At 70.7% G+C, this 25,379-nt stretch carries 25 protein-coding genes; 11 read left to right on the forward strand and 14 right to left on the reverse strand.

What is annotated here, in order from left to right; genetic code table 11:
- The 3 genes from TSO221_RS13625 to hpnH all read left to right on the forward strand — a co-directional run.
- On the forward strand, positions 1 to 239 hold a 239-nt coding region (locus TSO221_RS13625), incomplete at its 5' end, for a hypothetical protein (protein WP_146208796.1).
- Positions 240 to 277: 38 nt separating this feature from the next.
- Positions 278 to 1,228, forward strand: a complete 951-nt coding sequence (gene ispH, locus TSO221_RS13630; RefSeq protein WP_247878039.1) for a 4-hydroxy-3-methylbut-2-enyl diphosphate reductase — start codon at positions 278 to 280, stop codon at positions 1,226 to 1,228.
- A gap of 29 nt (positions 1,229 to 1,257) precedes the next feature.
- Entirely contained in the window at positions 1,258 to 2,313 is a 1,056-nt protein-coding gene (gene hpnH, locus TSO221_RS13635; protein ID WP_109119050.1) for an adenosyl-hopene transferase HpnH, read from the forward strand.
- Here hpnH and TSO221_RS13640 read toward each other — a convergent pair.
- Positions 2,280 to 3,773 carry an alpha-amylase family glycosyl hydrolase gene (locus tag TSO221_RS13640; protein WP_109119051.1) on the reverse strand — a complete coding sequence of 498 codons (1,494 nt, stop codon included), beginning with the start codon at positions 3,771 to 3,773 and terminating at the stop codon, positions 2,280 to 2,282. The genes hpnH and TSO221_RS13640 overlap by 34 nt on opposite strands.
- Before the next feature lie 11 nt (positions 3,774 to 3,784).
- Positions 3,785 to 4,222 (reverse strand): DUF2141 domain-containing protein, encoded by a 438-nt coding sequence (locus TSO221_RS13645; protein WP_247878040.1) that lies wholly within the window; start codon positions 4,220 to 4,222, stop codon positions 3,785 to 3,787.
- Positions 4,223 to 4,416: 194 nt separating this feature from the next.
- Between TSO221_RS13645 and TSO221_RS13650 the strand changes: the two genes are divergently transcribed.
- Positions 4,417 to 7,056 (forward strand): MMPL family transporter, encoded by a 2,640-nt coding sequence (locus TSO221_RS13650; protein WP_247878043.1) that lies wholly within the window; start codon positions 4,417 to 4,419, stop codon positions 7,054 to 7,056.
- Here the strand turns inward: TSO221_RS13650 and TSO221_RS13655 are convergent.
- Entirely contained in the window at positions 6,953 to 8,035 is a 1,083-nt protein-coding gene (locus tag TSO221_RS13655) for a hypothetical protein (protein ID WP_282187763.1), read from the reverse strand. The genes TSO221_RS13650 and TSO221_RS13655 overlap by 104 nt on opposite strands.
- Positions 8,032 to 9,156 (reverse strand): sulfotransferase, encoded by a 1,125-nt coding sequence (locus tag TSO221_RS13660; RefSeq protein ID WP_109119053.1) that lies wholly within the window; start codon positions 9,154 to 9,156, stop codon positions 8,032 to 8,034. The genes TSO221_RS13655 and TSO221_RS13660 overlap by 4 nt, the downstream gene beginning before the upstream one ends.
- On the opposite strand from TSO221_RS13660, the gene TSO221_RS13665 reads away from it, so the two are divergent.
- From TSO221_RS13665 to TSO221_RS13695, 7 genes are all read left to right on the forward strand, one after another.
- Positions 9,155 to 9,955 (forward strand): ABC transporter substrate-binding protein, encoded by an 801-nt coding sequence (locus TSO221_RS13665; protein WP_247878041.1) that lies wholly within the window; start codon positions 9,155 to 9,157, stop codon positions 9,953 to 9,955. The genes TSO221_RS13660 and TSO221_RS13665 overlap by 2 nt on opposite strands.
- Before the next feature lie 4 nt (positions 9,956 to 9,959).
- Entirely contained in the window at positions 9,960 to 10,943 is a 984-nt protein-coding gene (locus TSO221_RS13670) for an NAD-dependent epimerase/dehydratase family protein (protein WP_109119054.1), read from the forward strand.
- Positions 10,944 to 11,044: 101 nt separating this feature from the next.
- Positions 11,045 to 12,349: a S41 family peptidase gene (locus TSO221_RS13675; RefSeq protein WP_109119055.1), complete on the forward strand. Its 1,305-nt coding sequence runs from the start codon at positions 11,045 to 11,047 to the stop codon at positions 12,347 to 12,349.
- Between the two features lie 222 nt (positions 12,350 to 12,571).
- Positions 12,572 to 12,958: an EF-hand domain-containing protein gene (locus TSO221_RS13680; RefSeq protein ID WP_109119056.1), complete on the forward strand. Its 387-nt coding sequence runs from the start codon at positions 12,572 to 12,574 to the stop codon at positions 12,956 to 12,958.
- Positions 12,959 to 13,039: 81 nt separating this feature from the next.
- Positions 13,040 to 13,930, forward strand: a complete 891-nt coding sequence (hpnD, locus tag TSO221_RS13685) for a presqualene diphosphate synthase HpnD (RefSeq protein WP_109119057.1) — start codon at positions 13,040 to 13,042, stop codon at positions 13,928 to 13,930.
- A gap of 9 nt (positions 13,931 to 13,939) precedes the next feature.
- Complete coding sequence (gene shc / locus TSO221_RS13690) at positions 13,940 to 15,901, forward strand: squalene--hopene cyclase (RefSeq protein ID WP_109119058.1); 1,962 nt, start codon at positions 13,940 to 13,942, stop codon at positions 15,899 to 15,901.
- Between the two features lie 75 nt (positions 15,902 to 15,976).
- Positions 15,977 to 16,603 carry a nucleoside phosphorylase gene (locus tag TSO221_RS13695; RefSeq protein WP_158284085.1) on the forward strand — a complete coding sequence of 209 codons (627 nt, stop codon included), beginning with the start codon at positions 15,977 to 15,979 and terminating at the stop codon, positions 16,601 to 16,603.
- Between the two features lie 12 nt (positions 16,604 to 16,615).
- Here the strand turns inward: TSO221_RS13695 and TSO221_RS13700 are convergent, their stop codons facing one another.
- From TSO221_RS13700 to TSO221_RS13750, 10 genes are all read right to left on the reverse strand, one after another.
- Positions 16,616 to 18,061: a S41 family peptidase gene (locus TSO221_RS13700; RefSeq protein ID WP_247878042.1), complete on the reverse strand. Its 1,446-nt coding sequence runs from the start codon at positions 18,059 to 18,061 to the stop codon at positions 16,616 to 16,618.
- A gap of 84 nt (positions 18,062 to 18,145) precedes the next feature.
- Positions 18,146 to 18,937, reverse strand: coding sequence for a hypothetical protein (locus TSO221_RS35410; protein ID WP_158284086.1), 792 nt, complete (start codon positions 18,935 to 18,937; stop codon positions 18,146 to 18,148).
- A complete protein-coding gene (locus TSO221_RS13715; protein WP_109119063.1) occupies positions 18,934 to 19,833 on the reverse strand; it encodes a DUF2092 domain-containing protein in 900 nt (299 codons plus the stop codon). Before TSO221_RS13715 ends, TSO221_RS35410 begins: the two co-directional genes overlap by 4 nt.
- A gap of 60 nt (positions 19,834 to 19,893) precedes the next feature.
- On the reverse strand, positions 19,894 to 20,472 hold the full coding sequence (locus tag TSO221_RS35415; RefSeq protein WP_247878045.1) for a PqiC family protein: 579 nt from the start codon (positions 20,470 to 20,472) through the stop codon (positions 19,894 to 19,896).
- A 50-nt stretch (positions 20,473 to 20,522) separates the two neighbouring features.
- Entirely contained in the window at positions 20,523 to 21,536 is a 1,014-nt protein-coding gene (locus TSO221_RS13725) for an MlaD family protein (RefSeq protein ID WP_109119064.1), read from the reverse strand.
- Between the two features lie 28 nt (positions 21,537 to 21,564).
- Complete coding sequence (locus tag TSO221_RS13730) at positions 21,565 to 22,287, reverse strand: ATP-binding cassette domain-containing protein (protein ID WP_109119065.1); 723 nt, start codon at positions 22,285 to 22,287, stop codon at positions 21,565 to 21,567.
- A 53-nt stretch (positions 22,288 to 22,340) separates the two neighbouring features.
- Positions 22,341 to 23,468: an ABC transporter permease gene (locus TSO221_RS13735; RefSeq protein WP_109119066.1), complete on the reverse strand. Its 1,128-nt coding sequence runs from the start codon at positions 23,466 to 23,468 to the stop codon at positions 22,341 to 22,343.
- A gap of 56 nt (positions 23,469 to 23,524) precedes the next feature.
- The gene (locus TSO221_RS13740; RefSeq protein ID WP_109119067.1) at positions 23,525 to 23,806 is read right to left on the reverse strand and encodes a glycine zipper family protein; all 282 of its coding nucleotides are present in this window, start codon (positions 23,804 to 23,806) and stop codon (positions 23,525 to 23,527) included.
- A 161-nt stretch (positions 23,807 to 23,967) separates the two neighbouring features.
- Positions 23,968 to 24,369, reverse strand: a complete 402-nt coding sequence (locus tag TSO221_RS13745; RefSeq protein ID WP_109119068.1) for a Rap1a/Tai family immunity protein — start codon at positions 24,367 to 24,369, stop codon at positions 23,968 to 23,970.
- Between the two features lie 136 nt (positions 24,370 to 24,505).
- Positions 24,506 to 25,234 (reverse strand): DUF3313 domain-containing protein, encoded by a 729-nt coding sequence (locus TSO221_RS13750; protein WP_158284088.1) that lies wholly within the window; start codon positions 25,232 to 25,234, stop codon positions 24,506 to 24,508.
- Positions 25,235 to 25,379 lie beyond the last annotated feature (145 nt).

The raw sequence follows: 25,379 nt of genomic DNA on the forward strand, positions 1-25,379 counted from the left end.
TCGTGCTGCAGTTCCTGGCGACCTCCGGCCTGCTCGACGGCGGGCTGAAGATCCGCCCGATGGTGCTGCCCGACCGCTTCCTGCCGCAGGACTCGCCGGTGAAGCAGTACGAGGAGGCCGGCCTCAACGCCCGGTCCATCGTCGCCACCGCGCTGGCGGCGCTGGGCATCATGACCGACGCCGTCCATCCCCACCTTTTGGCTCAGGTCCGATCGGGAACGGAGACCGGGGCCGCGTGATGTCTGTTGAAACAGGGTGTCGGTTCGGGGGGCAAAGCATGTCCGAGCGTCCGTTGACCGTGATCCTCGCCCAGCCGCGGGGCTTCTGCGCCGGCGTGGAGCGGGCGATCGAGATCGTCGAGCGGGCGCTCGACACCTTCGGCCCACCGGTCTACGTGCGGCACGAAATCGTTCACAACGGGCACGTGGTGGACGCGCTGCGGGCGCGCGGCGCGCGGTTCGTGGACGAGGTGGACGAGATTCCCGACGGCGCGGTGACCATCTTCAGCGCCCACGGCGTCTCGAAGGCGGTCGAGGACGCGGCGCGGGCGCGAAACCTGCACGTGATCGACGCCACCTGCCCGCTGGTCACCAAGGTGCATCGCGAGGGCCGGCGCTACGCCGCCGCCGGGTACGACGTGGTCCTCATCGGCCACCAGGGGCATGCCGAGGTCGAGGGCACCGTGGGACAGGTCGGCGGGACCGTCCACCTCGTGTCCACCGCCGACGGCGTGGCCGGTCTGCGGCCACGCGATCCCGGCCGCGTCGCCTACGTGACGCAGACCACCCTCAGCGTCGATGACACCCGCGAGATCATCGAGGCGCTCGTCGAACGCTTTCCGCGCATCGTCGGCCCCCAGGTGAACGACATCTGCTACGCGACGCAGAACCGCCAGACCGCGGTGCGCGAGCTGGCGCGGCGGGTCGACACGGTGTTCGTGGTCGGGGCCGCCAACAGCTCGAACTCCAACCGGCTGCGCGAGATCGGCGCCGCCATGGGGAAGCCCTGCCACCTGATCAGTGACGCCGGCGGCATCGACGCCGCCTGGCTGGAGGGCGTGTCGTCCGTCGGCATCACCGCCGGCGCGTCCGCCCCCGAATTCCTCGTGCAGGGGGTGGTGAACCACCTCGCCGCGCTGCGCCCGATCCATCTGGAAACACTCAGCGGCATCGTCGAAAACGTCCGGTTCCGGTTGCCGGACGAGCTGGACCCCGACCGGGCCGCCTGACCGACCACCGCCTCACCCGGGAGAGCGCGATGCCGATCCCCCTGCACCAACAGATCGCCGTCGCGCGCTACGTCCTCGCGCAGCGACTGGCCGGACGGAAACGCTACCCGCTGGTCCTGATGCTGGAGCCGCTTTTCCAGTGCAACCTTGCCTGCGCCGGCTGCGGCAAGATTGCTTATCCCGACGCCGTCCTGCGGCGCCGGCTGAGTGTGCAGGAGTGCCTGGACGCGGTCGACGAATGCGGTGCCCCGGTCGTCTCCATCCCCGGCGGCGAGCCGCTGCTGCACAAGGAGATCGGCGCCATCGTCGCCGGCATCGTGGCGCGCCGCCGCTACGTGTACCTGTGCACAAACGCGCTGCTGCTGCGCAAGAAGCTCGATCTCTTCACGCCGAGCCGCTACCTGACCTTCTCGGTCCACCTCGACGGCTTCCGCGAACAGCACGACCGGGCGGTGTGCCAGGACGGCGTGTTCGACCAGGCGGTCGCCGCGATCCGGGCGGCCAAGGCGCGCGGCTTCCGGGTCGGGGTCAACGCCACGCTGTTCGACGACAGCCGGCCGGAACAGGTCGCCGCCTACCTCGACTGGCTCACCAAGCTGGGCGTGGAAGGGGTGACCATCGCGCCCGGCTACGCCTACGAGAAGGCGCCGGACCAGGACCATTTCCTGACCCGCCGCCGCACGCACGAGCTGTTCCGCGCCGTGCTGCGGCTGGGGCGGGGCATGCGCTGGCCGCTCAATCATTCGGCGCTGTACCTCGACTTCCTCGCCGGCAACCAGCCGTACGAGTGCTCGCCGTGGGGGACGCCGACGCGGAACGTCTTCGGCTGGCAACGGCCCTGCTACCTGCTGGGCGAAGGCTACGCCGCGTCGTTCCGGGAGCTGATGGAGGACACCGCCTGGGACCGTTACGGCACGGGCCGGCACGAGAAGTGCGCGAACTGCATGGCGCATTGCGGGTACGAGCCGACGGCGGTCGCCGACAGCCTGGCACACCCGCTCAAGCTGCTCCGCGTGGCGTTGGGCGGACCGGGCACCGCCCCGCCGCATCCTCAGCCGGCCGGGCGCGTCAGCTCGAACACGTGACGGCCCCAGGGCGGCATGTCGAGATAGAGGCCGCGTGAGGCGAGGTCATCGCCCTCGCGCTCGTACCGCGCCGACCCCAGCGCGTCGGCCAGGACGACCCGGCCGCCGGCCATGCCGGGGCAGCGGAGGTAGCACTGGCCGTGGTCGGGCCGGTAGTTCACCACGACGATCCAGTGCGCTCCCGCCCTGCCCGTCCACTGGAAGGCGACGAAGCCGTCCCAGCTCCCGTTGCCCGGCCACGCCTCGACCGGTTCGAGGCCGCGCCAGTCGCCGTCATGGAACACGGGCTGCCGGAGGACCCCCAGCAGCCGCGCGTAGAATTCGGACACCGCGCGGTCGGGGGCGGCGGCCGGAGCACGCGACAGATGGACCGGCACCCGCTTCGCCACCCCTTCGAACTGGCCCTGGTGGAAGAGGCGAAGGCCCGGCGTCAGATAGCACAGCACGGCCGCCGCCTGATGAACGTCCCAGGGAAACGCGGCGGCGGCACGCGGCTCGTCATGGTTTTCGAGGAACCGGGCCAGCCCCTGCTGATACCCGAGATCCGCCCACAGGTGATCGCGCACCGACCGGGCCGTCCGGGTGACGAGCCGGTCGTAAAGGCGCTTGTCGTAGGCACAATCGAAGCCCTGCCGCTGCACCGTCCATTCAAGATCCCAGTACACCTCCGCCATGAAGAGGAAGCCGGGGTGCCGGTCGCGGACGCGGCGGATCGCGTCGGGCCAGAAGGGTTCGGCGGCGATTCCCCAGGTGCGCTGGAACACCTCCGGCAGGATCAGCATGGCCATGTCGCAGCGCACGCCGTCGCACAGCTCCGCGATGGCCAGCAACGTCTCCTGCATGGCCTGCCGCGTCGCCGGGTTGCCGTAGTTCAGCTGCGCCACGTCCGGCCAGGCCGGAAAGTACGGATCGCGGCCGCGGGCGAGGATCGCCGGGCCGTGCTCCGTATCGACACGGGCATGATCGTCCGGCGCGCGCGCCAGATCGTCCGCGGAGCCCTGGACGTACAGGTCCGGCCGTTGCCGCACCCATGGATGGTCGAACGCCGTGTGGTTGGGCACGAAGTCGAGCATCAGCCGCACCCCCCGGTCGCGCAGACGCGCCCTGAGCCGCCGCAAGGCCGCGTCCCCGCCCAACTCCGGGGACACGTCGTACCCGGCAACGGCGAAGCAGGAACCGCAGATGTCCGCTTCCTCCAGGTCGGGCAGCGCGTCGAGGAACTCGTGGCGCCAGTCCATGCGGTCGAGCGACATCCGCCGCCCGAACGCCCCGGTCCGCCAGACGCCAAGCATCCACACCCAGCGGAAGCCGAGCCCGGCCAGCCGGTCGAGTTCGGCGTCGGCGATGTCGTCGAGCGTCGCGGGACGGCCAAGTTCCACGCCGCGCTGGCGCAGCCAGACGCGCGTGTTGATCTCGTAGAGAAGCGGACATAAGTCCCGGCCGTTGCCATTGCCCGACATGACTTCCCCCTTCAGTAGCGCAGCGTCAGCGCCGTCTCCGTCCCCCGCTCGCCCACGATGATGGCGGCATCGGCGAAGCTCGGCGGCGAGAGCACGACCCTGGCGTCGTTGCCGAACCCGTACCCCTCCAGCGGCAAGCCGAACATGTTGCGATCGATGCGGCCGTTCGCGTTCTCGTCGTGATAGGCCCGCACCGCGTAGGTTCCCGGCGGCACGTCGCCGACGACCACGGGAACCGTTCCCAGGCGGGCCGGCGCCGAGCCGCGCAGCGCGCAACGGCCGCCGATGAACACGTCGGCAGTACAGAGCGCCACCACGACGAAGCCGCGGTCGTTCGCCACCCCGCGCACGCGCACCGTCACCTCCGCCGCGGCGGCGTTTCCGGCGTCCAGCGCGATCACCAGGGCAATCGCGGCGCCAAGCCCTTGCGCACGCAACGTGAGTACCACCGCCGATTTTCCTGAACCCGGTTCTCGAATGTTACGCTTTGCTATACCGTTACAAAGATCCGACAAAGCGGATCAACGCCACGTTCAAGATTTATCTGCTTCTACGCATTGTGATTTCAATGCCGGGACCGGTCCACGTGCCCCATCCAGCGACAACACGCCTCGTGACTCTGGCGCAATCCTTGTTGGCGTCGATGAGCGTGGCGGCGTGCCGATGGCCCGTCTCCACCCTGGTCCTGACCCTGCTCCTGACCGGGCTCGCCGGGTGGGTCTCGGTGAACGGGCTGCGCATCAACACCAGCACCACCGACATGATCGCGCCCGAGGTGCCCTTCCGCCGCGACGCGGAGGCGTACCGGCAGGCCTTTCCGTTCCTCGACGACCAGATCGTCGTGGTGGTCGACTCACCCTCGCCGGAGCGCTCGGATGCGGCGGCGCAACGCCTCGCCGAGCTGATGCGCGGCCAGGCGCAGGCTCTTTCCGACATCGAGGTGCCCTCGGCGGACCCGTACTTCCGCCGCAACGGCCTCCTGTTCCTCGACCCGCCGGACCTCCAGGATCTGGCCACGCGGCTCGCCGGGGCGCAGGCGGCGCTCGGCACGCTGAACGAGGCGCCGAACCTGCGCGGGCTCGCCGGCATGTTCGGCACGGTCCTCGAACACGCGGGCGAGGACGCGCCGGCCGCCCTGTCCGACCTGCTCGACCGGCTCGCCGAGGCGACGGAGGGGGTGGCATCCGGCACCCCGCAGCCGGTGTCGTGGGTCGCCCTGGTCAAGCTGCACGACGAGGAGCGGTTCGGCAACCGGCGCTTCGTGACGGCGCAGGCGGTGCTGGCCGACACCGCCTTCGGCCGCGGCCGGCCGTCGCTCGACGCCGTGCGCCGGAGCATCGAGGCGCTGAAGGGCGAACCGGACGGCGGCGGCGTCACGGCCCGCGTCACCGGCGCCATCGCGCTCCGCCAGACCGAGCTGGACACCGTGGCGGACACGGCCTGGATCGCCACCGTGCTGTCCTTCATCCTGGTGACGGCCGTGCTGGTCACCGGGATGCGCTCGGGACGGATGATCGCCGCCATGATGATCACCCTGATGCTCGGCCTGACGCTCAGCGCCGGGCTGGCGGCGGTGACGGTGGGCCGGCTGAACCTGATCTCGGTGACCTGCGCGGTCATCTTCTTCGGCCTGGGCGACGATTTCGGCAGCCACCTCGGCCTGCGCTACCAGGAGGAACTGCGCCGCGGCCTGCCGCTCCGCGCCGCCGTGATCGAGGCGGCGCGGGGCGTCGGCCCGCCGCTGGTGCTGAGCACGGTGTGCGCCATCATCGGCTTCCTGTCCTTCGTGCCGACCGAGTATCTCGGGCTGGCCGAGTTCGGGGTGATCTCCGCGCTCGGCATGGTGGTGGCGCTGGTCATCAGCCTGACCCTGCTGCCGGCCCTGTTCGTCCTGCTGCGCCCCGGCCCCGGCGTGGTGCGGGTCGAGCGCGAGGATCGCGCCTACGCCGCCTGGATGACCCGCCACAACGGCGCGCTGCTCGCGCTCACCGCGCTCACCGTGCTCGGGTCCCTCGCCGCGCTGCCGCGGGTGCGGCTCGACGTGAACCCGCTGAACCTGCAGGACCGCCGCACCGAAGCCGTCAGCACCTACCGCGACCTGGCGGAGGTGCCGCGCACATCCCCCTACGCCGTCAACGTCCTGCAGCCCGACCTGGCCGCGGCACAGGCGCTCTCCGACCGGCTGCGCACCGACGGGCAGGTCGGCGGCGTGCGCACCTTCACCAGCTTCGTCCCGAAGGAGCAGGACGCCAAGCTGCCCATCGTCGCCGACATGGCCCTGCTGCTGGGGCCGGGCCTCGCCGCGCCGGCGGAGCCGGTTCCGCTGACCCCGGCGGGACGCGCCGACGCCGTGGTGACGCTCCGCGCCGACCTGAGCCGCTTCGCGGTGGGCAGCGACGGCAGCGTCGAGACGCGGACCGCCGCCGGCCGCTTCGCCGAGGCGCTCGGCCGCGTTCCCGGAAGCGAGACCGCCCTGGCGGCGCTCGACGGCGCCCTCACCGGCGGCGTCCCGCCCCTGCTGGACCGGCTGCGCGCGGGGCTGGAGGTGGAGCGGCCGGTGACCGCCGGGGACGTGCCGGACAGCATCCGCCGCCGCTGGATCGCGCCGGACGGGCGGGCGCGGGTGGAGGTTCTGCCCACCCACGACATCTCCGACAGCCGCGACATGGCGCGCTTCGCGACCGCGGTGCTGGCCGTCGCGCCGCACGCCACCGGCGCGCCGGTGACGGTGACCCAGGCGGGACGGATCGTGCTGCGCGCCTTCACGGAGGCGACGGCGCTGACGCTGGTCCTGATCGCGGCCGTGCTCCTGGTGGTGCAGCGCAGCCTGTCGGGCGTCGTGCTGATCCTGGTCCCGCTGGCGGTGGCGGCGCTGTGGACGGTGGCGGTGGCGGGCTTGCTGGACATTCCCTTCAACTTCGCCAACGTCATCGTCATCCCGCTGCTGTTCGCGCTCGGCGTGGCGAGCAGCATCCACATGGTCGCGCGCGGACAGGAGCTGGAGCGCGCCGGGACGTCCGGTGCGAACTACGGGGTGGAACTGCTGATCACCAGCACGCCGCTGGCCGTCCTGGTCAGCACGCTGACCACCAGCACCGCCTTCGCGACGCTGGCGATCTCCAACCACCGCGGCCTGTCCAGCATGGGCATCCTGCTGGCCGTCGCCATCCTGTTCACCATTATTTCGGCTCTGCTCGTGCTGCCGAGCCTGATGATCGGCTGGCACCGCTGGACCCGCCGCCGCACACCAGCAGACGGTCCGACGTCGCCGACCCGGCGATGAGGCCGCCGCTCCACGCCGCCGCCACGGTCGCGGCCGGCAGGCGCCGGCCGTCGTCCTCCGCGACCACCGTCACCCCGTCCGCGCCCAGCGCGACGACGCGCGTCGACGCCACGCCGCCCGGCCAGCCGTACCGGTGCAGCGCCAGCGCGAACAGCGAGGGATGCACCGCCGCCAGCACCCGGCCGTCCGCCGCCCGGCTGAGGTTGTCGGGACCGCCGGGCACGGCGATGCGTTCCACCGGCGGCGAAGCGCTTCCGACTAGCAGGGCGGAGAGACGGTAGACCAGCACCGCCCGCTCCCGCGTCGCGGCGACGTACAGGCGGTCGGCGGCCGGGTCCGGCAGCAGGCCGTTGGGAAACCCGATGCCGTCGGCCAGCACCCGCACCCCGTCCCGGCCCCGATCCTGATCCACAAGGCCGACGAACCCACGGTGCAGGTTCAGCACGTTCTCGACCGCCACCGCCACCCAGCCGCAGCCGCCGTGGTCGCCGGTGAACAGGAAGCGGTCGCCGTCCAGGAACGCCACCTCGTTGGCCCGGCACAGCCGGGGATCCTCGACCGAGCCGCGGTGCCACAGCGTAGTCCCACGCAAGGTGAAGCGCTCGACCGCCACGACGCCGTCCCACCGCCGGTTGATCGCCAGCACCGAACGGCTTCCGTCCGCCTCGGCCCGCAGATCCATGCCGTGCGGCCGGAACCCGCTCGCCGGACGGAAGCCGGAGGTCAGCTCGACGGCCTCGGCCCGCGCGCCGGCCAGCGCCGCGAGCGGCAGCAGGAACAGTCCGCCGCCGGCCTTCTCCGGATCGGCCCCGCGGTCGTAGGCGGAGAGCACCGCCTGCCCCAAGGCTTCATCGACGACCAGATCCTCGATGCCGACCACCGGCCGCCCCTGCGCCACGACCGCCACCACCCGGCAGTCGGCCACCGCCTTCCCCACCCCGCCGGCCAGCAGGCCGAGCGCCAGCAGCACCCGGATCACGGGGCCGCCGCCGGCTCGCCCCAGCGCGCCACGAACGGCGCCCAGCGCCGCTCGACCCGCTCCCGCCCCGCGTCGGACAGCAGGAAGCGGTTCTTGGTGTAGCCGCGCACGCCCGCGAGATAGGCCCGGAACCGCGGTTCGACCGCCTCATGACCGGGAAGACCGAGCGTGCGGTAGAGGCGCGCCGCCTCCGCCAGCGGATCGCGCTCGAACGTCTCGAAGGCGACCTCGGCGAAGCGGTCCGCCGGCAGGCCGGCGGTGTCGTCCAGCAGCGCCTGCATGATCCGCGGATAGTGGTCGAGCACCACCTGCTCCACGTCGATGTGGCCGTGCGGCTGAAGCGCCAGCTTGTCCAGCAGCGTGCGGTAGAAGTGGACCGTGGACACGAACACCGCCCGCGGGTCGCGGTGGATGTGGATGAAGCGGGCGTCCGGCCAGATCTCCCGCAGCATGGCGACGCGGGCGCTGTACACCGGGTTCTTGATCAGCAGGCGCCGCCCGCCCTGCGACAGCGCCACCTTCCCGAGGAAATGGACGAAGCGGCGGCGCCAGCGTTCCGTCTCCGCCGGCGAGCATCCCTCGTGGTACAGGCCGCGCCTCAGATTCTCGTCGAAGCGCCGCGGGAAGTAGAGCCCGTGGTAGAAGGACAGCGGCGACATGTTCGCCAGCGCGATCTCGTCCTCCTGCGGGGAATCCGGCCGGACGGCGACGTTGTCGATGTAGCGCCGCTCCGGCAGCGCCCGCTCCAGGAGGGGCCGCAGAACGGCACCGAGCCCCAGCATGTCCCACGGCAGGCCCACCGCGACCGGCGGGATGAAGCCGAACTGCGGGTCGCGGCTGAGCAGGTTGTAGAGGTGCGTGGTGCCGCTGCGCCAATGCCCCAGGATGAAGACCGGCGCCGGCAGCGGGGCGCCACGCCGGCGCGCCCACGCGACCCAGGCCGTCTCCGCCAGCGAGAACGGCGCGCGCAGCAGGGCCGAGGCCGCCGCAACGGCCAGCGTCGGAAGGTGACGTGCATCCACGCCGCCGTTGCGCGCCAGGACGGTCAGCAGCGTCAACGCGTCGCAGCCGTAAAGCGGATGGTCGGTGCTGGGAAGCCAGCGGTTCGGCTCTCGCTCCATGGGGATGCGCTTCCTTCTGACCGACGCGCCCGGCATGATACGCCCGGCCACCCGGCCGGCGCACCTCATGCAGATGGTTGACGCGACTTCTCCGATGGGCATCGCCATATCGGGGATCTGCGAACGGAAACCGATGGAGACGGCCATGGCCGAACCCCCGACGTGGATACGCCCTCTTGCCGCCCTGCTGCTCCTGGCCATGGCGGCCGGTCCGGTCGGCGGCCCGGCTACGGCACGGGCCCAGAGCCCGCCGGCGGCGCAGGCCGGCGCTTCGGCACCGGTCGCCCGGTTGAACCAGGCACTGCTGGACCTCATGCGCGGCGGCACGCGCGAACCGTCGCGCGCCCGGCTCCAGCGCTTCATGCCCGTCATGCAGGAAACCTTCGACCTGGAGGCGGCGCTGCGCGTCGCCGCCGCCCCCTATTTCGAGCGCGCGAACGAAGCCGAACAGCGGCAGGCGCTCGACGCGTTTTCCCGGCGCAGCGCGGCCCAGTACGTGGATCGCTTCGACTCCTACGAGGGGCAGAGCTTCGACATCACCGGACAGCGGGACGGACCGCGCGGAACGACGCTGGTGGACACCCACGTGAAGAAGCCGGGGAAGGAGCCGGTACGCCTGACCTACGTGCTTCGGCCGCAGGGACAGACCTGGAAGATCCTCGACGTGCTCGCCAAGGGCACCATCAGCCAGGTCGCCACGCAGCGCTCGGAATTCCAGACGATCCTGCGCAACGGCGGGCTGCCGGGGCTGGCGCACGACCTCAACGCCGCCGCCGACCGGCTGCTCGGGGGGGGGTGAGGGCATGGGCCTGTCGCTCGTCACCGGCGGCAGCGGGTTCATCGGCGGCCATCTCGTCGCGGCGCTGGCGGAACGCGGCGAGCGCGTGCGCATCCTGGACATCGTCCCACCCGTGGCCCCGCCACCCGGTGTGACGGTCCTGCACGGCTCGGTCCTCGACCGCGACGCGGTGGAACGGGCGTTCGAGGACGTCGACCGGGTGTTCCACCTCGCCGCCGTGGCGCAGCTCTGGCACCGCGACCGGTCGACGTTCGAGCGCATCAACCGCGGCGGGACACAGGCCGTGCTGGAGGCCGCCGCCCGGGCCGGCGTGCGCCGGTTCGTCCACTGCTCGACGGAAAGCGTGCTGATGGCCGGGCGCGGCGGGCAGCCGGTGGACGAGCGGTCCGATCCCGGCCTGGAGGCCATGGCCGGTCCCTACTGCCGCTCGAAATACCTCGCGGAAAAGGACGCGCTGGCCGCCGCCGCCGCGGGGCTGCCGCTCGTGGTGGTCAATCCGACGGCCCCCGTCGGGCCGGGCGACCGCGGGCCGACGCCGCCGACCGCCATGCTGCGCCTCTTCCTGCACGCCGGGCCGCGGCTGATCCTGGACTGCACGCTCAACCTCGTGCATGTCCGCGACGTTGCCGACGGCATGATCCTGGCGGCAGAGCGCGGAACGGTGGGCGAGCGCTACATCCTGGGCGGGAGCGATGTCCGGCTGTCCGACCTTGCGGCCCGCCTCGACCGGTTGGCCGGGCGCCGCCCCCGGCGCCGGTGGACGGTCCCCGCCCCGCTGGCCATGGCCGCCGCGACCCTCGACGAATGGGTCAGCGACCACCTCTCCCATCGCCCTCCCCGGGCGCCGGTCACCGGCGTGCGTCTGGCGCTCGCCGCCGGAGGCGTGGACGGCGGCAAGGCGGCCCGCGACCTCGGCTACCGCCCACGCCCCCTGAACGATGCCTTGGCGGACGCCGTGGCTTGGCTGACGCATACGGGCGGTGCTTAGAACAGATCGCCCGTGTCCTTTTAAGGACACCGATGCAAAGGCCATCGGAAGCGTTGCAGTCCTATGCATTTGCATGACATTTATCAAAAAAGATATATGACTTGCTGCAGGTCGGCGAAATGAAGGCGGGACGCAAACCCACGAAGCTGGTGGTCGGATTGGCTCTGCTTCTGTCCTGCGCTTTCCTGGGCGCGTGCGCGCGGGGGATCGACGACCGCGCGGACGTGCGGGTGGCCCTCGATCAATACCGGCTCGGAGTCGACCCGATGCGGCCGCGCGGCGCGGCGTACCCGGACCAGGATGCGGACCACGCGCTGTTCGGAAACGCGCTGCGCCTTGTTCTGGAATCGTACGTCACGCCGTCCGATCCGCGCGCGCTGGTCGCCGCGGCCGTCGATGGGTATCGGATGAAGCGATACGGCAACCCCGACGCATCGACGCGGGTGCTGACCGAGGCGGCGATCGACAGCATGCTGGCCGCGCTCGACCCGTATTCGGCGTTCCTCAGCACGGAGCGCGTGCGCGAATTGCGCGACGAGATCTATGGGGACCGCGCCAGCCTCGACGTCGAGGGCCCCTCGACGGCCGACGCCGACGCCACCGATGCCGGCGGGCAGGGCGGCGCCATCCGCAAACGTTCCAAGCTCCGTCCCGTCACCCACCGGCTGGCCGGCGACATCGGCTACATCCGCATCCGGCAGTTCAACGAGCAGACCGGCGCGCAGCTGGCCGATGCCCTGATGAGCCTGCGCCGGCAGAGCCGCGGCCAGTTGGCGGGCGCGGTTCTCGATCTCCGGGACAATCCCGGCGGGCTTGTCGAACAGGCGGTGAAGGTCGCCGAACAATTCGTCGGCTCCGCGGAGATCGTGTCCACGCGCGGACACGGGGTGGGAACGCGGCACTATTTCTCGGGCGCATCCGCGGACGTGCTGGCCGGGCTTCCGATGGCGGTGCTGATCAACAACCGGTCGGCATCGGCGGCTGAAATCGTCGCCGGCGCCTTGCAGGACTACCAGCGGGCGGTCGTGTTCGGTACGCGCAGCTTCGGCAAGGGCTCGGTCCAGACCGTCTACTGGCTGCCCGGCGGCGAGGCCGTCCGCCTCACCACCGCACGCTATTTCCGGCCGTCCGGCGGCGTGGTCGATTGCGTCGGCATCGCACCGAACGTCGAGATCCGGCCGGCCCCGTCGTCCGAGGCGGGGGCGGAAGGCCGCGCAGGAGGGAAGCCGTACCTTGGCCGTCCGCCGTGCTCCATCGCCATCGCCCCGCCGCTGGAGACCACGCCGGCCGCCGCGCTCTGCCCCGAGGTCGCCGCCGACGCCCCGGACCGCCCCCTCGACTGCGCGATCGCCGCGCTTCGCATGAGACGGCTGTCCGCCTCCGTCCAGACACGCGCAATCGACTGAAGCTCTGTGCGTCGCCCGCGCTCCATGCCGGAAACCAGGGCGTTACCGTAGCATCGGCCACAGCCGCCGCCGGTTACTTCCGCGGCGCCCCCACGTACGGCTTGATGGGCGCACAGGGCAGGCCTGCGTGCACTCCCGACGCGGCGTCCTGTCCCTGCTCCTCCTCGGTACGGGAATGGCGCAGGCCATAACAGGAGGTCGGTCGTGACGGCGAGAGCGAGAATGGTCCTGCTGGCAATCCTGGCTCTCGCCGCCCACGCCGTCACTCCGGCGTGGGGCGCCGGAAAACCATCGTACGAGAAGCGCGACCGGGCAATCTTCGATCTGCTCGACGATAACCACGACGGCGTAATCTCGATGCCCGAATTCAAGAACAATCAGATGCTGATATTCTACCTTCTGGATCGCAACAAAGACCTTGTTCTGACAAAAAATGAAACGGCGCTGCCGGCGGACGTCTTCGACGAGATCGCCGGGCCGGAAGGTAAGATCAACACCATTGAATTCCTCAACGTCGTGGATAAGGCCTTCAAGAACGCGGACACGAATCACGACAGCACCATAGACCGCAAGGAATTCAACGCCCTGATGCGGCGAGTCCGGGAATAGCCGCAGCACGACGGCTTTTCCAGGGACGCTCGTTTCCGTGCCGATCCGGTTCGGATCGGCCCCTGAGGAGGTGTCGGCACAATGACCGGATACGTCCAGGACGCCGACGGCCTCGACCCGTTCGCCTACATCGCCGACGTGGTGAAGCGGTCCGGTTCATCCTTTTATCTCGGCATGCGCATCCTGCCGGCCGAGCGGCGCCAGGCGATGTATTCCATCTACGCCTTCTGCCGCGAAGTGGACGACATCGCCGACGGGGACGACAGCGACGCGGTCAAGCGGGCGGAACTGCACGCATGGCGGATCGAGGTCGCGCGCCTGTACGCCGGGCATCCGACCCGCCCGACCAGCCGGGCGCTGATCGGGGCGGTGCGGCGCTTCGGCCTGCCGCGCGACGAGTTCCTGACGATCATCGACGGCATGGAGATGGACCTGGGCGACGGCCTGTACGCCCCGGACACGGCGACGCTGGAGGTGTACTGCCGCCGCGTGGCCGGGGCGGTGGGCATGCTGTCGCTGCGGGCCTTCGGGGCGGATGAGCCGGAGGCGCGCGACTTCGCCAGGGCTCTCGGCGAGGCGCTGCAGCTCACGAACATCCTGCGGGACATCGGCGAGGATGCGGCACGGGGCCGCCTCTACCTGCCGGGCGACCTGCTGCGCCGCCACGGCATCGACCCGGCCGCCGGCATCCCGGCGGTGCTCGCCCATCCCGCCCTCGACGCCGCCTGCCGCGCCCTGGCCGCCAGGGCGCGCGCCCGCTTCGCGGAGGCGGACCGCGCCCTGCTCCAGTGCCGGCGCGCCCGGCTGCGCCCGGCCCTGCTGATGATGGGCATCTACGAGGGGATCCTCGACGCCCTGGAGACGCGCGGCTGGCATGGCGCGGACGCGACGCTGATGCTGGGCAAGCCGCGGAAGCTGTGGGCGGCCCTCGGCCGGGGGCTGCTGCGGCCGGCATGGCGACCGTCGACGTAACCGGCGCCCATGGACGGACAGCCCTTTTTCCCGCGCACTCCGGCCCTGGAGACCCGGTCGAGCCCGCTCGACCGGCTGGTCGGCCGGACGGCGGCGGCGGTGAAGGCGTTGCAGCGGGACGACGGCCACTGGGTGTTCGAGCTGGAAGCCGACACCACCATCCCGGCCGAATACGTCCTGACCTGCCATTTCCTCGGCACGCCCCCGGACACCGGACTGGAGGCCCGCATCGGCCGCTATCTGCGGGCCAGGCAGCGCCGCGACGGCGGGTGGCCGCTGTTCCACGAGGGCGACGCCAACATCAGCGCCTCGGTGAAGGCCTACTTCGCGCTCAAGATGATCGGCGACGACCCGCAGGCGGAGCACATGCGCCGCGCGCGCGCGGCCATCCTCGCCGCCGGGGGAGCCGCCCGCAGCAACGTCTTCACCCGCGTTCTCCTGGCGCTCTACGGCGAAGTGCCGTGGCGCGCGGTGCCGGTGATGCCGGTGGAACTGATGCTCGCGCCGCGCTGGTTCCCGGTGCATCTCTCGAAGATCGCCTACTGGTCGCGCGTCGTGCTCGTGCCGCTCCTCATCCTCCAGGCGCTGAAGCCGCGCGCCCGCAACACGCGGAACGTCCACATCGGCGAGCTGTTCGTCACGCCGCCCGACCGGGAGCGCCGCTACAACGTCAATCCCACCGGGTCGCCTCTCGGCACGGCGTTCCTCCTGCTCGACCAGGCGCTGCGCGCGGCCGAGCCGCTGATCCCGCAGGCCCTGCGCCGGCGTGCGCTCCGAACGGCGGAGGCCTTCCTGCTGGAGCGCCTGAACGGCGAGGACGGGCTGGGCGCGATCTTTCCCGCCATGGTCAACGCGGTCCTCGCCCTCGATGCCCTGGGCTACCCGCAGGACCATCCCCACGCCGTCGCCGCGCGGCGCGCCATCGACCGGCTGCTGGTCGGCCACGGCGACCGCGCCTATTGCCAGCCCTGCGCATCGCCGGTGTGGGACACCGCGCTGACGGCGCACGCGCTCCTGGAAGCCGGGGAGCCGCCGGACGGCCCGGCGCTGCGGCCGGCGCTGGACTGGCTGCGCGACCGGCAGATCCTGGACCGCGCCGGTGACTGGGCGGAGGGACGGAGCAACGGCGCGCCCCGGCCGGGGGGCTGGGCGTTCCAGTACCGCAACGACCTCTACCCGGACGTCGACGACACGGCCGTGGTCGCCATGGCGCTGCACCGCGCCGATCCCCGGCGTTACGCCGATGCGGTCGCGCGGGCGGCCGAATGGGTCCTGGGCATGCAAAGCCGCAATGGCGGCTGGGGCGCCTACGACGCCGACAACACGCGTTACTACCTGAACCACATCCCATTCGCCGACCACGGCGCGCTGCTCGACCCGCCGACAGCGGACGTGACCGCCCGCTGCCTGGGCTTCCTGGCGCAGATCGGCCTGGAGCGCGACCATCCGGCCGTGGCCGGCGCGGTCGGCTTCCTGCTGCGCGAACAGGAGGCCGACGGGTCCTGGTACGGCCGCTGGGGCACCAATTACGTCTACGGCACCTGGTCGGTGCTGTGCGCGCTCAACGCCGTCGGCGAGGATGCGGAGTCGCCGGCCGTGCGGCGTGCGGTGGGATTCCTCGAATCCCGCCAGCGCCCGGACGGCGGCTGGGGCGAGGACTGCGCCACCTACTGGCATGACCGCAAGGCCGAGGTGAAGGCCAGCACGCCGTCGCAGACGGCCTGGGCGGTGCTCGGCCTGATGGCGGCCGGCGCCGTCGACAGCGACGCCGTGCGGCGCGGCATCGACCACCTGGAACGGGCGCCGCGGGCGGGAGCCCGCTGGGCCGAGGACCTGTACACGGGGGTGGGCTTTCCGCGCGTCTTCTACCTGCGTTATCACGGGTACGCGGCCTATTTCCCCCTGTGGGCCCTGGCGCGCTACCGCACGCTCCAGCGTCGCAACAGCCGGCGTGTCGGCCATGGTTTATGATTTTTGGGCCTATAACCCTTGACCCGCCTGGGGATTCTCACCGGGGTCCGGGCCGAGGCCCGGGTCCTGCGGGCGTTGTCCGGCACCGCGCCCCTGGTCGCGTGCAGCGGTGCGGACGCGGACCGCGCGCAACGGCTCGCGGAGGAGATGGTGGCCCACGGAGCCACCGCGCTGGTCAGCTTCGGGCTCGCCGGCGGTCTGGCCCACGGGCTGAAAGCGGGCACGCTGCTTCTCGCCTCGGGGGTCGTCCTGCCCGACGGTTCCGAGCGCGCCGTCAGCCCGGCGTGGCGCGCCGCCGTGCTGGCACGCGCGCAGGCAGCCGGCGTGAGCCTGTCCGGCGGGCGCATCGCCAGCGTGCCGCGGATGGCGGCAACGCCGGCCGACAAGCGGGCGCTGGCCGGGCGCAGCGGCTCGGCCGCGGTCGACATGGAAAGCGCGGCGGTGGCGCTGGCGGCACAGGACGCCGGCCTGCCGTTCCTGGTGCTGCGGGCGGTCGCCGATCCCCCGGACGCCACCGTTCCCCCGTTGGCTCTCGCCGGGGTGGGGGGAGACGGCCGTCTCCGCCCGCTCCGCCTCGTCATGCACTTGCTGCGCGAGCCCCGGAGCCTGCCCGCCACGCTGCGCCTTGCGCGCGACGGGCACGCCGGCCTGTCGGCGTTGCGCTGCGCGCTGATCCGCCTCGGTTCCCTCGATCCGCCATGAAGCGCGGGCGGTTTACGGTTGCGCGACCGTCTTCATCCGGCCCGTGCGAATGGTGGCAAGGGCGCATTCGAGAGGCACGTCCAACACCATGCCCGGCATTGCCCCGGATGCCACGCGGGCGATGTCCGGGCAGAGTTCGGCCATGAGCCACTTCCGCGGCGGGGGTGGGGCGGTGGTCTGGTCGCACGCCGCGTGGTCGGGCAAGGCGGTCACGGCCGGGGCCGGGTTCACTGGTCCTTTCTGATGCGGGCTGGGCATGATTTCGACGTTCGGGGAAATGCCGAAACATTCCACCGAGGCGCCGGATGGGCGGAAGTAGTGCGCCGTGGTCAGCCGGATGCCCTCTCCGGTCGGCAGCCAGAAGACCGTCTGGACCGTCCCCTTGCCATAGCTGCGTGTCCCGAGCAGCAGAGCGCGCCTGTAGTCCTGCAGCGCGCCGGCAACGATTTCCGAGGACGAGGACGAGAAGCCGTTGATCAGCACCACCAGCGGCGCCCCGCGCAGCACGTCGGCGGAATCGCCGCTGCGGTAGTGCTGCGTGGTTGCGGCGCGACCACGCGTCGATACGATCTCCGCCCCTCCCAGGAAGCGCCCAGCGACCTTGATGCCCTGCTCGAGCAGGCCGCCGGGATTGTTCCGCAGGTCCAGAACGGCGCCCGCCAACCGGCCTCCGGCCTGGACGCGCATGGCGTCGATGGCCTCCGTCAGGCTTTGCGCCGTCTGCTCGTTGAAATAGGCGATGCTGATATAGGCGACGTTGCCCTCCAACCGGTACAGGAGCGGACGGACCTTGAAGACGGTGCGTATCATGCTGATCCGCACCGGGGAGCTGCTGTCGGACCGGAGCACCTGGATGTCGACCGCACGGCCCGCCGGCCCCCGTATACGGGCCGCCACGTCGTTCAGGGTCAGCCCCCTGACCTGCTGGCCGTTTATGGTGACGATGAGGTCGCCGGAGCGCACGCCGGCACGGGCCGCCGGCGAGTTCTTGTCGGAGCTGACGACGCGCAGGAATCCCGTGCGGTCGTCCATCGCGACGTCCATGCCGAAGCCAGCGTACTCCCCGTGCATCTGCTCCCGCAGATTGTGCACATGCTCGGCGTCGAGGAAGCCCGAATAGGGATCGAGCCCCGCCAGCATGCCGTCGATCGCACCCTCCGTCAGCGCATGGCGGCTGGCTTCGGGCTCGCTCTCCTTCCGTGCCCACATCCCCTCCAGCGCCCGATCGACCAGGAGGTGGGGTGCGGTGGGGTTCACATACGCGCCAAGCACCAGGCGCATCGCCTCGGCGAAGAGGACGTAATCGGGATCCGAGGCCGGAAGCACCTCTCCCGGGTGCACCTTGACGAACTCGTATCGGTACCGATCCAAGGCGGCGTGCAGGTCAGGCCGCGCGTCGATGCCCGTCGCGCACGCCGCCGGGAGAATGCCTGAAACCAGCAGCATGAACACGGCCATGCCTTTGGCTGATCGTATTCCCTTTTGGATCATTCCGCGCCTCTGCAATGACCTGGACCCGGACCGGTGCCGCGCAGATCTTCGTCAATGGCCGGGAGGCGGATTGACGACGACGTACGTGACGTTCCCCTCCACATAGCTGCGGTTGTACCAGGTGCCGCCGCAGCCGTAGTAATTCACGCCCGACGCCGCCACGACCGTCGGCGAGCACGGGAGCGTGGTGATGTAGGTCGGCGACGCCACGGCGGCTCCCGCCATGAAGCCGACGGTCGCGCCGACCGCCGCCCCGGCGAAGGCGTAGCCCCAGTGGTCATCGTCGTAGTCGTAGCCGTAGCCGTGACCGTCCCAGTTGCCGGAGATGTTCTCCGCGGCCCGGGACCGGGCCTCGGTGCGCTCGGTCTGGCCCTGCTGGCGGGCTTCCGTGCGTTCGGTCTGCCCCTGCTGCCGCTGCCCCTGACGCTCGGTGCGTTCCTCCTGGCGCGACGAACCGGAGCTCTCCCGGGATTCCACGCGGGACTGCCGTGTCTCGGCGCGCTGCCCGGACCGCTCGGTGGCCCCGGCCTGCCGGGCGCCGGTCTGCCGGGTGGCCTGCGTGGATGCCGCGCGCTGCCCCGAGAACTGGGCGCCGCCGGCCTGCCGGGCTCCGCCCGCCGACCTCGACGCCGAAAAGCTGCCGCTCGCGGCGGCGCCCGAACGGGAGAATCCACCGCCGCCGCCGCCGCTCGGGCGGGAGAACCCGCCTCCGCCGCCGCCCCGGCCTCCTCCTCCACCGCCGCCGCGACCGCCACCACGGGCGTAGGCGTCCGCCACCGAGGCGGCGACCAGGATGACCGAGGCGGCGATGGAAAGGGCAATCCGTGTCGATTGGGATGTCATTTCGGAGCTCCTTCCGTGCTGCCGGATGCACCGGATGTTCCAAGGTTCTTGTCGTCAGGCGTCGGCGCCTGCCCGGTCATGGACCGCGGAACCCTGATGAGGAAGGGGATGCGCTCGGCTCCGTCCGGCGGGCGGAAGGCGAGTTGCGCGGGGGAGAAACCGGGATTCAGGTTCCAGTCCGACAGGTCGGCGCGGAACTGCGGTTCCCCCTCGTCGTTCTTGTAGGTGATGGTGATCCGCTGCGGCAGCGGCGGATCGCTGGTGGAGATCCAGATCTGGAAGTCGATGTCCTCGGTCTGGCCGGCGAGATGGTCGGTGGGAACCGGGGTCAGCGTGTCGCGCTCCACGTAGTCGAGAGCCTCGAGCCGTTCCTCGAGTTCCTTCGGCAGCGTGCTGACCAGCATCAGCGCCAGCGGCACCTTGACCTGCAGGTCCTGGACCAGATGGCGCACCGCGTCGTCCACGCTGCCCGGCTTCTCGACCTGGGCGTACGCGTTGTCCGCCGGGTTGAACACGGTGATCGCCTTGCCGTCGTAGGTCACGAGCGTGCGCTTGCCGTCGCTCTCCTGCGCATCGACCATGAGGGCGTCGGGGCGTTGGAGCTTCACGGTGCGCCGCTCGCCGAACTCGATCTTCTCGCCGGTGTCCTGCACCACGTCGTAGTTGGCGCGGATGGTCACGCTGAAGCCGGAAGCCTTCGCCAGGGTGTCGGCCATGCGCTTCAGGGTTTCCAGAGCCGCGCTGTCGATGGGATTCTCGTCGGCCTCCGCCGGAGCGGCCACCGGAGCGGCCGCCTGGGAAGGGTCGCCGGCCGGCGGCGCGTCGGCGGCCATCGCGGGCGCGATCAGCAGGGAAACGCACAGTGCCGGCCATGTCAGCCGCATCAGGCTCTTCATCGATAACCCCCTTTTGAATCGGAATGGAATGCGGGCCGGTCCGACCACCCTCGGCGGAGGTCAGGAACTCGCCCTTCGGCCTCCCTTCTGCGGAAGCTTGGCGATCGCCCCCGCGATTTCGTGGCTCAGCACCGTCAGGTTGTCGTTCATGGCCGCCACCAGCGCCGGATATCCCTGGTCCCGCGCGCGGTTGGCCAGACGGGTCTCGTCCCGAACCAGAACTTTCTGGGTGGCGCCGTCGGAGATCGTCCAACGCGCGTCGAGCACGCTCTGCCCCGACGCGGCCCGCTCGAAACGGTCGATGTCGACGTGCACCTCGTAATCGGCCCGGTCGCCGTTCCGGGACGGCATGACGTGCACGCGGTCGCTGGCCAGCAGGGTGGACAGGTTTTCCGCCAGGACGCGCGTGACGTTGTTTGGCAGCCGCTCGGCCCACCGGTCGTCGCGGTTGGCGCGCAGTTCGTTGGCGCTGGTGTGGGTCACGATCTCCGAGCGGTCGAGGTATTCGGGCAGGGAGACGAGCTGGACCCCGATCGACCGGTTCCCGCCGCGCTTGGCCACCTCGTCCGGCTCCATGGGCGCCAGCACGTAGAGACGCGGTTCCGCGCCGGAGCAGCCCGCCACCGTGGACGCGGCCACAAGGCCCAACAGAAGCCATCGGCGCGGGAACGCGTGTGGGGGCATGGAGGTCACCGTCCGGTTATCAGGACGTTCGGGCGGCGGTCGAGCTGGTCGGCGAACGAGCGCAGGGACTTCGACGCGATGGACAGGTTGCTGAGGGTCTGCTCCAGGTTGCCGCGCAAGGGCGAGCGCGGGTCCAGCGCCGCATCGACCGTCCGCAGCGTGGTGTCCGCCTGCCGGAACGCCTTCTCCGCCGCCGCCACGGCCCCGGTCACGTGGGTGCTGAGCGGCTTCACCTCCCCATCGATCTTGCCGAGGACGCCGCGCAGGTCGGCGACGGCTCCCTGCAGGTCGCTCCGCAGCGTCGCGATGGTCTCCCTGGTCTCCTTGGCGGTGCCCCCGATATCCCCCAGCAGCGGCTGCGACTGCGCGTTCACCGTCGCCATGAGGGACTCGAAGTGCTGCAGGCCGCCGGTAAGCGCGATCAGCGCGTTGCGCCATTCGGGCTCGGCGAGCAGGGCGTCCACACGGGACAGGACCTGCACCAGGGACGCGGCGATCTTGTCCAGCGGCAGGTTGGCCAGCGCCGTTTTCAGCGTCTCCAGGTCCGACTGGACCGAGGGAATCTCGAGCACCTTCGGCGGCAACCCGCCGACCAGGGTCGCCGGGGTGTCCGGGACGTAGTCGAGTTCGATCGCCAGCAGCCCCGTCACCAGGCTCTGCGACACCAGCTTGGCCCGCAGCCCTTTCTTGATCAGGCGCGGATACTCCTCGTAGTGCGGTGCCCCGTCGCTCCACTGGACCGAGCCGGGGATGAACTCGAACTCGACCGGCATGCGGGCGGCCAGGGTTTCGCTGTCCACCTCGATGCGGATCGACTTCACCTCGCCCACCCGCACGCCGCGGTAGGTCACCGGCGCCCCGATCTCCAGGCCGGAGACCGAGCCCTGGAAGTAGCTGCCGGCGCGCGGCCGCTCGGCCAGCATGTTGCCGCCGCCGAACAGGGCGACCGCCGCGACCAGCAGCGCCACCGCGCCGACGACGAACCCTCCGACGACCTTGGGATTGGCTTTTGCCGCCATGCGATGTCTCCTTCCCGTGCCGGCGCCGTCACGCGTGCGCCGGCTCGCCGCGGCGCAGGAACTCCCGGACCTTCGGGCTTTCCGCCTCGTCGAGCAGGACCCGCGGGTCGCCGTGCGCGATGGCCGTCCGGCTTTCCGCATCGAGGAACACGGCGTTGTCGGCGATCGCAAAGATGCTGGCGAGCTCGTGGGTGACGATGACCACCGTGCTGCCGAGATTGTCCCGCAATTCGAGGATCAGGTCGTCCAGACGGTGCGAGCTCAGCGGGTCGAGTCCGGCGGACGGTTCGTCCAGGAACAGGATGTCGGGGTCGAGCGCCATGGCGCGCGCCAGCCCGGCGCGCTTGCGCATGCCGCCGCTGATCTCGGAGGGGTAGTACTCCTCGAACCCCCGCAGGCCGACCAGCGCCAGCTTCAGCGACACCACCTCCGCGACCTCGCGCGCGTCGAGCGCGGTGTAGAGCCCGAGCGGCAGGGCGACGTTCTCGGCGAGCGTCATGGAACTCCACAGTGCGCCGCTCTGGAACAGCACGCCGAAGCGCCGGCTGATCGCCATCTGCCGGTCGGTGCCGCCGCCCCAGAAGCTGTCCCCGTCGTAGAAGACGTCGCCGCGCGCGGGCCGGATCAGCCCGATCATGTGCTTGAGCATCGTGCTCTTGCCGCTGCCGCTGTCGCCCATGATGACGAAGATCTCGCCTTGGCGCACGGTGAAGCTGACGTTCCGCTGCACGACGTAGGTGCCGAACCCCATGTCGACATTCCGGACGGCGATCCTGGGGGTTTCCGCTTCCACGCGCCCCTCCCCTACAGGCCGATGATGTTGAGGAGGACGGCCACCACGGCGTCGCTGATGATGATGTAGACGAGCGCCGTGACCACCGCGGACGTGGCGGCGTTGCCGACGGCCGCCGCGCTGCGCCCCGACTGGATGCCGCGCATGCAGCCGGCCACGGCGACCAGCGCGCCGAACAGCACGCTCTTGCCCCAGCCGATGAAGAAATCGGTGAAGGTGAAGCTGGCGCGCGTCTGTTCCAGATAGACGGTGCCGGTCAGGTCGAGCATGCCGATGCCGACCAGGAATCCCCCGACCATGCCGGCGAAGGCCGCGTAGAGGTAGAGCAGCGGCATCATCAGCATCAGCGCCAGCATGCGCGGCAGCACCAGGAAATCGACCGGCGAGACCCCCAGCGTGGTCAGCGCGTCGATCTCCTCGTTGGCCTGCATGGTGCCCAGCTGCGCGGCGAAGGCCGCCCCCGTGCGCCCCGCGAGCACGATGGCGGTCATGATGGCCGCCATCTCGCGCGTCATCGCCACGGTGACGAGGTTGGCCACATAGATCTCCGCCCCGAAGGTGCGCAGCTGCACGGCGCCGACGAAGGCGAGGATCAGCCCGACGAGCAGCGAAATCACGGACGCGATGAGCAGCGCCTCCGCCCCGCACTCCTGCACGGTCAGCAGGAGGTCGGAGCCGCGGAAACGCGCCCGCCCGACCAGGAGCCGGAGAAAGGACAGGGTCGCCTCCCCGAGGAAGGCGAGCGTATCCTCGATCCCCTTCCACGCGCGCAACGTCCTCTCGCCCACCAGGTCGAGAAAGGGCCTTCGGCCTGCAGCGCGCCGCGTCCCCGTCTTCTCCGGGACCGCCAGGGCCAGATCCACCAGGCGCCGGACGCCGGACGGCAGGCCGTCCTTGTCGAAGGCGATCGTTCGCGCGCGGCACAGCGCCTCGACGCCGGCCACGAAGGAAACCAGCGAGGAATCCCAGAGCCCCAGCCCGACCGCCTGGACTGTCACCCGGGCGGGCGCCGGCTGGCCCGTCACGTACGTGGCCGCCGCTTCGACGGATGGCATCCCGTGCCGCACGGTCCAGTCCCCGGCGCAATGGATCGCCAGGGTCCGCCCGTCGAGCATTTCGAGCCGCATGAGCTCAGCCATAGCCGTTCCGCGCCCCTGTCCAGGCAAGCGAGAGGTCCGTGAGCCGCGCCGCGGCCTCAGCCTCCGCTCTTCTTCTGCGAGCCTTCCTTCACGCCACGCTGGTAGGCCGTGTCCTCGGTCCGCTTGTGGTAATCGTAGAGGAGGCCGCCCGCCAGGCCGGCCCCGGCGCCGATGGCCGCGCCCATGCCGGCGTTGCCGGCGATGGCGCCGATGACGGCTCCGCCCGCGGCACCGCCGGCCGTGCCGGTGAGCGCGCGCTGCTGCGTCGGGTTCATGTCACTGCAGGCAGCAAGCGGAACGGCTACGGCGACGACGGCGATAAACGTCTTCAAGATCATGGCGCCCCCCATCACGGCTGGCATTGAATGAGCGTAGCGAGGCGGTCATACCGGCGGCGCATGGTCACTGTCGGTGAGCGCCGCCGGCAAAACCCGACAGATCAATGCGGTGGCATTGATCGACAGGGTGGTACGGACGATGCCATCAGGCGCCGGCCGTATCAGGCGTGACACGGAAAACGCTGCGCCAGGTAGCGGAACATCCCTTCGACGGGAGGAGCCTCCAGTTGCTTGGGGTTCTGCTTCGCCCAGGCGACGAAGTCCGCGATGACGTCGTTGCGGGCCGGCGTGGGGCTCGGAGCGCAGACGAGCGGCCGCTTCTTTTCGGCGGCCGTCACGACCTGATGGTACTGATAGGCCCCGACCGCGAAGCCGTGGCAGAAATGCAGCGCGGCGACGCCGTTGGTGTCCGTCGGCTTGGCCTCGCACAGCCGCACCAGGTCGCCGGTCGTGGCGACGCGGAAGTTGGTTTCCGACGGGCCCGCCGGTGTCTGCGCACCGAGGGTGACGGCTCCCATGGCGGCCGCGAATGCGGCGAGAGCGAAGGTGAATCGAGCGTGCATGGTCCGCCTCCGGATGTATCCTGCACCTTGCCCGGACCCCGCCCCGCGCCGGCATCCATGGGATGCTCGGCTGAACGGGGCGGGAGTTCGTCAGGTGACGTTAGTGCTCGGTGGGCATCCGATGCCACGCGTCTCACTAACCGCCATAACCGCCCGTACCTGCACCACCAGGCATGCGATTCAAGGGGGCCCGCTTGCCCTGGGCGACGTCGACCGCGGTTCGCAGGTCGGCGGCCGCCTGGCGGACTCCGGTACGGGCGGTGTCCATGCTCGACATCGTCGCTTCGACGTCGAAGACCGGCGGCGTGTAGCGGCGCACGGCCGCGGCGAGCAGCTTGGAGGACTGGGCGTCGTAGATCTCGGTGGCCACGACGAGCGAGCCGGTGAACCCGCTGCTGCCGCCGGGCGCCCCCTGAACGGCGTTGGAGACGGCGCCGATGGGCAGCGTCCGGGATCCCGAAGAGCCCGACGAGCCTTCCTCGACGCTGACGATCTTCTGGACGACACGCGCGGTGCCGGGCGTGGGACGCGTGGTCACCGCATAGCTGTCCCCGAGGGCGCGGCGCGATTCGGCGGTCAGCATGGTCGCGAGTTCGTTGAGCTGCCCGTCCGACATGCCGGCGAAGCTCGCCTCGGGACCGCGGTAGATCGTGGCCGGTTCGATGATGAAGCGCGAGTACTGCTTGAAGTCGACGTTCTGGACCTTGTACAGCCACGCCCCCGGCCGGTCGGGGTCCTGGCGCATGGCGGAAACGGACGCCATGTCCGCGGGCTTCTGCGTCATCTCCGGAGTTGAGCATCCGGCCAGGCCGGCGACGGTTAGAACTCCGATCAGAGCACCAAAGCAATGAGTCGAGGCTTTCATGGCCGTATCCTTCAAGTGGCAGGTTGTTCCGCAGCTCATTGAGCCTCAGTACGTAAACGCTACAAAAGTAGCATTCGCCAACACAGCCCCATGCTACGGTAACGTTGCCCAACCTCCTGACGACGGTAGGTGGCGCCCTCGGCGC

The sequence above is a fragment of the Azospirillum sp. TSO22-1 genome (genome assembly GCF_003116015.1).
Lineage (GTDB): Bacteria > Pseudomonadota > Alphaproteobacteria > Azospirillales > Azospirillaceae > Azospirillum.